Source organism: Bacillus cereus group sp. BfR-BA-01349 (genome assembly GCF_022663795.1).
GTDB lineage: Bacteria > Bacillota > Bacilli > Bacillales > Bacillaceae_G > Bacillus_A > Bacillus_A cereus.
Genome location: NZ_JAKUGE010000015.1, coordinates 88,541 through 98,159 on the forward strand (window position 1 = coordinate 88,541; position 9,619 = coordinate 98,159).

Sequence of the window (9,619 nt, forward strand, 5' to 3'; positions counted from 1 at the left end):
TGCAACTAAAATAAGTAAATTTATCTGGAGGTATAAATGACTATTTTAAGCATCGTATTTTTTGCTATTATGTGTATCTTCTTCCTAATAAGATATATGAAAGAAAAGAAATTTTACGATTTACTTCTCGTTCCCGTTTGTATATATGCAGGAGCAGTGAAAACTCCTTTCGTAGAGTACTTAAACTTTAATACTACATTTAAAATAACGTATGATATTGCAGCTATTATTCTTGTAATCCTTGCTGTACTTTTCTTTTTGAAAGATAAGAAAGAGAACCATACTGCATAACAAAAGACCTTTCATTTACTTGAAAGGTCTTTTTCTCTATCTCATTTTACCGCTCCATACAGCTTCTCTATCTCATGCTCAATTTGTTTTACATCGATTCGCTCAAATAATGGCTGTACGCTATCAATTCTACTTGGCAACGTATTTTGCGGTTCCCAATTTCGTTTCACAATCGACAATGTGTTTCGAACTCTTTCACTTGAAAATGGTAAAAATGGCTCAAGGAGATGGGCAAAATTAGCGATAAGATACACACAGTTATAAATCGTTTCTTCACATGAAACTGGATCATCTTCTCTTTGTTTCCAAGGCTGCTTTTCATCAAAATATTTATTTGCAAAACGTACTGTATCAAATACTGTCTCTAACGCCACCTTAAATTTAGTTTGCTCAATCGCCTCTCCTACCTGTTTATATAATCCTTCTACTTTATCTTTCAGCTCTACTTCAATACTTCCTTTCGGCACGATACCACCATAATATTTTTCAATAAACTTTAATGTCCGGTTCACAAAGTTCCCGTATGCACCTAATAATTCACTATTATGACTGTAAATAAATTCCCGCCATGAAAAATCAGTATCGCGATTTTCTGGTGCGTTGACGGTTAAAAAGTAACGAATAGAATCTGGATCATATCGTTCTAATATGTCAGGCACCCATACTGCCCAGTTTTTACTTGTAGATAATTTTCTTTTTTCAACTGTTAAATATTCATTCGAAACGATATGACGCGGGATTGCTTCCTCCCCTATTCCAAGTAATACCGCTGGCCAAATGACGGAATGAAACGGAATATTATCCTTTCCGTGCACATAATATGTTTTCGCTTCGCTATCCCAAAACTCTTGATCATCTTTCCCTGTTTCTTCAACCCAATGTTTACTCGCTGAATAATAGCCTGTCACCGCTTCAATCCATACGTAAATTTTCTTATCTTCATACCCTTCTACTGGAATTGGTACCCCAATTGGTAAATCACGTGATACGGCCCTATCTAGTAATCCTTCCTTTACATACCTCTCTGTTAGTTGAATCGCATTGTCGCGCCATGTCCCTGTTTGTTTGGCAATTTCTACAGTCCTTTTAATTTGCTGCTGAAATGTATGCAATGCAAAATAGAAATGCTCTGTTTCCTCTACAGATGGCGTACTACCACATAACTTACATTTCTTTTCTAACAAATCGAGAGGATCTAAAATAGCAGAACAAGCATCGCATTGATCTCCTCTTGCTGCTTCATGACAATGCGGACATATTCCTTCTACATAACGATCCGGTAAAAATTGCGTACACGTTTCACAATATGCTTGTTCCACTGTTTTTTTATAAATATGTCCTTCTTCTAATAAACGTAAAAAAACATTTTGAACCGTTTCATGATGGTGCTCACTATCTGTACGTGTATAGCAATCATAAGTAAAACCAAGGCTACAAAAACATCGTTCAAACTCTTCATGATACTTATCAGCAATTTCTTTCGCTGTCACACCTTCTTGTTTTGCTCTAATTGCAATCGGTGTTCCATTACAATCACTCCCTGAAACATACAGCACATTCTCACCTTTTGCCCTGTAATAACGCGCTAAAATATCTCCAGGTAACAAACTCGCAATATGGCCAAGGTGTAACGAACCATTTGCATACGGCCAAGCGCCTCCAATAAAAATACTCATCTTACATTCCTCCTTTTAAATATAAAAAGCCCCGCCCTTATCTTAAAAAAGATAAGGGCGGGGCTGTATAAACAGTCGCGGTACCACCTTATTTCGCCAATTACTCACATAATTAGCCTTAACAAGTACGGAGCTATATGCTCTTATACTGTGGTTTTGATAACGAGTACCAACTCTCGTCGCCGCCTACTATTATCATTTGATAAGTTCAGGACGAAGCTCAAAGGCCATTGTTCAAATGAATATTCTTGCTTCTTCTCAGCTACCGAAGCTCTCTGGAAAGAATGTGTTCATCCTACTTTTCCTTTTCAACGCTTTTACGTATAAAAAGTATTGTACGACTTAATCACAGAAAAATCAAACTTTTATTCAGAAAGAAAAGGAAATCCCATCCCCCTGCCGAATAACTATACGTTCACAAAAGGAGTGATAACATTGAACCAAAAACAACTAAGCACTATAAATGCAAAAAGCTGGAATACAGCTGCTTATGAAACTTGGACGAATCGCCACGGGGCACCAGCTGATTATGCGAAAAAAATCATGAAAGATCCCACGCGCGAAGTAGCACATTATTTACCTTACATACAATCTCCAAAAGGAAAATGTATTATTAATTTACTCGGCTCAAAAGGAAATAAAGCTGTCGCACTCGCTCTTTTAGGAGCTGACGTAACAGTTGTTGATATTTCAGCAAGTAATGCAAAATATGCAAATGAACTTGCGGAAGCCGCAGGCGTCTCTATTCATTACATCGTTTCTGATGTACTAGATGTAAATCTCTCCAAATCATTTGATATCGTATTACTGGAACTTGGTGTACTTCATTACTTTCTAGATTTAAAACCACTTTTTACAACAATCTCTCAACTACTAAAGCCCGGTGGAATACTTATCCTTCGCGATTACCATCCAATATACACAAAGCTATTAGGAGTAGACCATCCATCATTTCGAGCAAGTGGAAATTATTTCGATGAAGAATTAATTGAAGATGATGTTGCTTATAGCATCCTTCTTACAGAAGCACAGAAAGAATCGCTACCTAAAACAACCATCCGTCGCTGGACGTTAGGAGAAATTATTACAACACTCGCGGAAGAACATTTTAAAATTGAAAAACTAGTTGAAGAACACGGACCTCATCAAAGATGGCTCTTCCCTTCTGCTGCACCGGAAGGAATCGAAGAACGTATCCCTGGTCTATATACAATAATTGCGACAGCATGCAAAAAAGGATCCCTTCACGGATAGGATCCTTTTTGCATGCTCACGCATATAAGTTGAGGTTGGAGATTACCATAATTCTGTAGAATAGGACACAAGATATTTCAACATTTCGTCTCTGACTTACGTCGTCAAAAAGGGGTATGACCAACATAACGAAGAGTAATGTTTCAGTTGATACTGATAATCGTTATCAACTAATTAGAAGTATACATGATGTCATTTCAAATTTCAATAGCATTTCTAATATTTATTTATGAATTTTATGATATGCAAATGTATACATTTTAAGAACTTTTTCTAATACCAATCTGACTGCTTCCATTATCTGCTATAATTTTCATTGAACAGATTAATAACTTCATAATAATGTTTTTATTAATTTTGTTTTAAATATCTATAAATCATAATAAACAGTTTAAATGAGGGTAGGGGTAACGATGAAATATGTTAGTATTCGAAAAAAACTACTGTTCACACTCTTAAGCATTTCTTCTTTATTTAGCATTGCTCTTATTGTTATTCTTTCATTCGCCATGAATCAAGCAAGTGAAATCGAAACGTTAAAAAATGATGTATCAAAAAGAGCGACGATTTTAAAAGAACGTGGCGATTGGTTCCAAGCACAAGTTGCTGGTTTACAAGAATATTTACTATCACATGATCAAAAAGGATTAGATAAGTTCAACCGAGAAGGGAAAAAATTAGCTGATACTAGAGAGAAAGTAACAAGTGACAAGAAGCTCCCAGAAGGAATGAAAGAAGCTATTTTAATGGGGGGAAAATGGCGTAGCGTCATAGATAATGAGGTACTACCTCTTGCTCGTGAAGGAAAATGGGACGAAGCATCCAAAATTGCTTTAGCACAAACAGATTATGTAAATGATCTTTTAGGTCGTTTTAATAAATATACAAATGAAGAGAATGAGAAACGTGACGCATTAATTGCTGACGTTGAGTCTTCTTCATCACTTATTCAATATATTATTTTCTTCTCACTCATTACATGTACATTAACGTCTATTTTATTAGCATGGTGGTTCTCTGGTAAACTCGTTAAACCAATTCGACAAATTGATGAGAAGTTAAAAGAATTAGCTTCTCAAGATGGAGATTTAACGGCTAGATTACACGTAACAAGTAAAGATGAAATAGGTGACATTGCAAATTCTTTTAATCAAATGCTCACTAACTTACAGCTTATAATAAAACAAGTTCAACAAACATCAACAAGTGTAAAAGAAGCTTCCGAAAATGTATTTATCGAAACGACTGCTTCTATGGAAAATACCGCAAGGACCCAAGAAACTATGAATGCTCTTGAACACAATATTCGTTCACAAGTTTCTAGCATTGAAGAAAGTTCAACTGCAATGGATGACATGGCAACAAGTGTTCAGCGTATCGCTGAGTCCGCCTCTTCTGTTACTAGTTTAGCTGTTACAACTTCAGAAAAAGCAGATGATGGGAATAAAGTCATTGAGAAATCTATTACACAAATGCACACAATTAACGAAGCTGTTAACGCTACATCACAAGTAGTTGAGCGACTCATTACACATACAAATCATATCGATACTGCACTTCAATCTATTTCGAATATCGCCGAGCAAACAAATTTACTCGCTTTAAATGCTTCTATTGAAGCAGCTCGTGCTGGTGAACATGGAAAAGGATTCGCTGTTGTTGCTGATGAAGTTCGAAAACTTGCTGAACAATCTCAACTAGCCGCAACTGACATTAACCATTTACTGCATCAAATTCAAGCCGATACTAAAATAGCAAATGACATGATGACACAAGGTCAAGCAGAAGCTTCTGAAGGAATTACTGTTATTCGTACTGCCGGATTTTCATTCTCAGAAATTGTTAACCACATTAACAAAGTCTCTACGCAAATGCAAGAAATGTCTGCAACTGCTGAAGAGATGGCTGCAAGCTCTGAAGAAATGAACGCAGCTTTAAATAATATCGCCTCTATTTCAAATGAAGTTGCTGCAGAAACATTACAAACAGCACATTCAGCTGGTGATCAAGTAAACAAAATGAGTATCGTGGCTAACAAATCATCTGAAATGAAAACAATCGTACAAGAACTTGAAGTTCTCGTCTCTCATTTCAAAACAAACGCTTAAAGTGAAAATGAAACGAACTCAAAGGTATAGGAAAGAAAGTTTTACAGGTTCTCCTTTTTCACTTTAAAATATCTCTTTCTATCTCTCATTCCGTCTGCTATAATTCCTAAAGGAAATAAGAAAGCTTTATTCCAACTGGAGTAAAGCTTTCTTTCAATTTTTTACATTTATTAATTCTAATACTAAGATTTCACAAAGGAGGCTTTTAATTATATGAATTTTGTAAGTATCAGAAAAAAACTTATGTTCATGATGGGAACGATTTGCGCTTTATTTGGTATCGCCTTAGCTTTTATTTTATTTTTTGCTATTGACCAATCTCGTAAAGCTGAAACATTACAAAAAGAAATTTCTCCACTGGCAACAGAATTGAAAGAACGTGGAGACGCTTATCAAGTACAGCTATCTGCTTTAAGAGGTTATTTACTACAACATGATCAAGCCGAAATAGACAAGTTTAATGAGATGAGTAAACGTCTTGAGGATTCAAAAGATAAACTTCTTTCTAATCCAAATCTTTCTTCGTCCGTAAAAAGTACAATGGAATTAGGTTCTACTTGGAGAAAGTTCGTTGAAGAAAAAGTATTCACTCTTGCAAAAGAACAAAAATGGGAAGAAGCTTTACAAGTAGCTTCTTCAGAAAACGGAACGGTCTATAAAGTAATTGGTGACTTCACAAATTACAGTAATGAACAAGCTAAATTACGTGAACAATCTATTGAACAAATTGATCAATCTTCACTAGGAATTGAATATGCAGTCTTTCTATCACTTGTTATTTGTATTATCGTTGCAATTATTCTTGCATGGTGGTTCTCTGGTAAACTTGTGAAACCAATTCAACAAATTGATACAAAACTAAAAGAATTAGCCTCTGAAGAAGGTGACTTAACGGCACGTCTACAAGTAAATAGCAACGATGAAATCGGTGCTATTGCAGCATCATTTAATAAAATGTTAGAAAACCTACAACATATCATTAATCGTGTTCAAAAAACATCAGTGGAAGTACAAACCGCTTCTGAAAATATGCTAGAAAAAACGAATACATCACGTGAGGCGACATTAAGAGTCCAAAGCTCGATGTCCAACTTAAATGCAAGTATTCAATCACAAACTTCTAGTATGGAAGAAAGTTCAACTGCAATGGACGATATGGCAGTAAGTGTTCAGCGTATTGCTGAATCCGCTTCATCTGTAGCGGAACTTGCTGTTGCCACATCTGAACATGCTAGCGATGGAAGTACCGTTATTCAAAAATCTGTTTCACAAATGACAACAATACACGAAGCTGTAAATGCTACGTCAGAAGTGGTTGAACGTCTAATCACTCATACGAAATATATTGATACTGCTGTACAATCTATTTCTAATATTGCTGAGCAAACAAACTTACTTGCTTTAAATGCTTCTATTGAGGCAGCTCGTGCTGGCGAGCAAGGAAAAGGATTTGCTGTCGTAGCTGACGAAGTTCGAAAACTTGCTGAACAATCTAAAACAGCTGCAACAGACATTAATCAATTACTACATCAAATTCAAAATGATACAGAGACTGCTAGCTCTATGATGTCTCAAGGCCGTTCTGAAGCATTTGAAGGTATCAATGTTATTCGTGAAGCTGGTACTTCTTTCACAACAATTGTGGAACAAGTAAATAAAGTATCTACTCAAATGCAAGATATATCAGCAACTGCTGAAGAAATGGCTGCAAGTGCTGAAGAAATGAATGCTTCACTTAATAACATCGCTTCTATCTCTACTGAAGTATCCAGCGAAACTGCCGCAACGGCACAATCTGCTGAACAGAAAGTTATTGTTATGAATGAAATGACAGTAACTGCTAGAAAAATGAAACAAACAGTTGAAGAGTTAGATCAGCTCGTATCTCATTTTAAAACAGAATAGATGTTCAAAAAATATCCCTCTTGCGAAGAGGGATATTTTTTTGAGCTCATTTCCTGCACATTATGCTCATTTCCGTTATAATGAGAATCGATATCATTAAAGTGTAGGAGGGGCTGCTTATGTCACAAGAAGCATTTGAAAATAAATTACTTGCCAATTTAGAAGCTGTTATTGACCCTGAACTAGGTGTTGATATCGTTAATCTTGGATTAGTGTATGATGTTACAGCAGATGAAAATAATAATGCTGTCATTACGATGACTATGACTTCTATCGGTTGTCCAATGGCTGGGCAAATCGTACCAAACGTTAAAAAAGTATTATCAACAAACGTACCTGAAGTTAATGAAATAGAAGTAAATGTCGTTTGGAATCCACCGTGGTCGAAAGAACGTATGTCACGTATGGCGAAAATCGCATTAGGTATTCGCGACTAAACAAAGTGGAAATTTCATCATTTGCGGATAGCGGGATAAAGAAAAGACCTGACTAGGATGTCAGGTCTTTTCTCTTATTATTTTACACCTACTGCATCATAAGCTTTCGTTACAGCTTGTACAGCTTTAGAGTTTTTACCGTATAAATCTTCAGCTGACTGAAGTGCCGCTTGACGCATCATTTTGAAGTCAGAGTTTGCAGTTAAATATTTCGTAAGCGCACGGTAGTAAATTTTTTCTGTCGCTTCACGGCCCACTCCAGTTACTTTCACGCCGTAATGATCTCCGCCTTCAGAAACTAAATAAGCAGCTTTATTATTAATACTACTGTTAATATGAACGCCGCCATTATCAGCTGTTCCAGTATAACGTTTACTATAGTGATCTGGGTAACCTTCACTTGGTTTTAATGGGTTTGGAATAGATGCTGGATCTTTTAGTGAACGAAGCGCATCACCAGGTTTATCAGGTGTATAAATATCAGCACCTAAATCCCAGCTCTTCTTCTCAACCATAACACCCATAATATCAGATAACGATTCATTTAACGCCCCTGACTCATTTTTGTAAACAAGGTTTGCTGTATGTTCAGTTACAGCATGCGTTAATTCGTGACCGATAACATCAAGTCCAGCAGATAATGGAATGAATGTTTTTCCATCGCCATCACCGTACATCATTTGCACACCATTCCAAGCTGCGTTATTCCAAGCTGTACCTACGTGAACAGTTGAAATAAGCTTCGCACCTTTATCATCGAAAGAGTCACGATTAAATGTCTTTTTGTAGTAATCATATACTTTTCCTGCATTTACATGCGCATCAACTGCAGCTTTATCTTCGAAGAACTTAGATTTACTTTCAACTTCTTCTCCTGTATATCCAAGCCATTGTGAGAATAAATTAAACCAGTTCTCGTCCATATTTTCTGCATCAAATGTATGAACACCTTGTCCTCGTTTACCATCAAACAAGTTGAATTGTCCTGTTTTCGTATCTTGAGCAATTTCAAATGATTGTCTAGCACCTAATACTCCGTAACCAAATCCAGTAATGTTATCTACAGCGTTATATTTCTCAATAACATTTCCATTCGTTGCATCAACAAAATAATGCCAATATCCTGGAGCTGGTTTTGAAATCGATGCCTTAACTAAGTATGCAAGGTAGTAATTACCGTCCTTTTCATATACAAATAAATCTTTTTTCACACCGTCATAACTCTTTACTTTACCAATTTCTTTCTCAATATCTGCCTTTGCAATCGTTTCTGCTTGTTCCGCAGTAATGCTTGCAGCTGCAGGAATATTTTTATCATCTAAATTCGGAATAACTTGTCCGAAGAATGCTTTTACATTATTCTCTTTATCAAGTGTAACAGTTTGATCAGAACCGTACACAGGAATGTTATTATGTTTCTCAACTAGCTTCACATGTGTCGTATCAGATTCAGCGTCTTTTTCTTCCCCAACGATATTAAAATGCTTTTCAATATTTCCTGCTAATTTAAACATATCTTTCTTACTCTCTAAGTATTGAAAGACTGTCTCTTTTTTATCTAGTCCTTCCGGTGCTTTCCATTCTTCACCTATGTATGCAGGTGTTTTAAATTCTTGATGATATTGAATTTTTTGTTCTTCCGCTTTCGTTGTCGTTGCCCCAAACGCTCCAAATCCCCCGGCGATAACAGTTAACGCTAATGCTGATGAAATGACTTGCTTTTTCACTATAACATTCCCCATTCCCATAAAGATTTTTGACACTTTTATACAATTCTTACTTTCCCAGCCGATACCTCTACTAAAATTTTGAGAAACATTTTTCAGACAATTCCAATCAAAAAAAGAGGACATCTATTGGTCATCTCCCTGTCAAGTAGACAGTAATAAAAAGAGTATTATGCCACGGCCTTTTCCCGATATTCTATCGGGGAAAGGCCGTGAAGTTT

7 protein-coding genes and 1 other annotated feature are annotated in these 9,619 nt (G+C 36.1%); of the genes, 5 read left to right on the forward strand and 2 right to left on the reverse strand.

Translation table 11 applies throughout. The features are described from left to right. The first annotated feature begins 36 nt into the window (after positions 1–36). Positions 37–291, forward strand: coding sequence for a hypothetical protein (locus MR169_RS10955; protein ID WP_000154132.1), 255 nt, complete (start codon positions 37–39; stop codon positions 289–291). Between the two features lie 41 nt (positions 292–332). On the opposite strand, the gene metG is transcribed toward MR169_RS10955, so the two are convergent. Further along, positions 333–1,967: a methionine--tRNA ligase gene (metG, locus tag MR169_RS10960; RefSeq protein ID WP_242319371.1), complete on the reverse strand. Its 1,635-nt coding sequence runs from the start codon at positions 1,965–1,967 to the stop codon at positions 333–335. A gap of 50 nt (positions 1,968–2,017) precedes the next feature. Continuing rightward, positions 2,018–2,288: a binding site (T-box leader), on the reverse strand. 114 nt (positions 2,289–2,402) lie between these two features. Between metG and MR169_RS10965 the strand changes: the two genes are divergently transcribed. From MR169_RS10965 to MR169_RS10980, 4 genes are all read left to right on the forward strand, one after another. Then, positions 2,403–3,221 (forward strand): class I SAM-dependent methyltransferase, encoded by an 819-nt coding sequence (locus MR169_RS10965; protein WP_242319372.1) that lies wholly within the window; start codon positions 2,403–2,405, stop codon positions 3,219–3,221. Positions 3,222–3,634: 413 nt separating this feature from the next. Next, positions 3,635–5,329, forward strand: a complete 1,695-nt coding sequence (locus MR169_RS10970; RefSeq protein WP_016118854.1) for a methyl-accepting chemotaxis protein — start codon at positions 3,635–3,637, stop codon at positions 5,327–5,329. Between the two features lie 213 nt (positions 5,330–5,542). Next, positions 5,543–7,234, forward strand: a complete 1,692-nt coding sequence (locus MR169_RS10975) for a methyl-accepting chemotaxis protein (protein WP_242319373.1) — start codon at positions 5,543–5,545, stop codon at positions 7,232–7,234. 119 nt (positions 7,235–7,353) lie between these two features. Beyond that, positions 7,354–7,671, forward strand: a complete 318-nt coding sequence (locus MR169_RS10980) for a metal-sulfur cluster assembly factor (protein ID WP_242319374.1) — start codon at positions 7,354–7,356, stop codon at positions 7,669–7,671. Positions 7,672–7,748: 77 nt separating this feature from the next. Here the strand turns inward: MR169_RS10980 and MR169_RS10985 are convergent, their stop codons facing one another. Next, entirely contained in the window at positions 7,749–9,398 is a 1,650-nt protein-coding gene (locus MR169_RS10985) for a M4 family metallopeptidase (RefSeq protein ID WP_043308787.1), read from the reverse strand. Positions 9,399–9,619 lie beyond the last annotated feature (221 nt).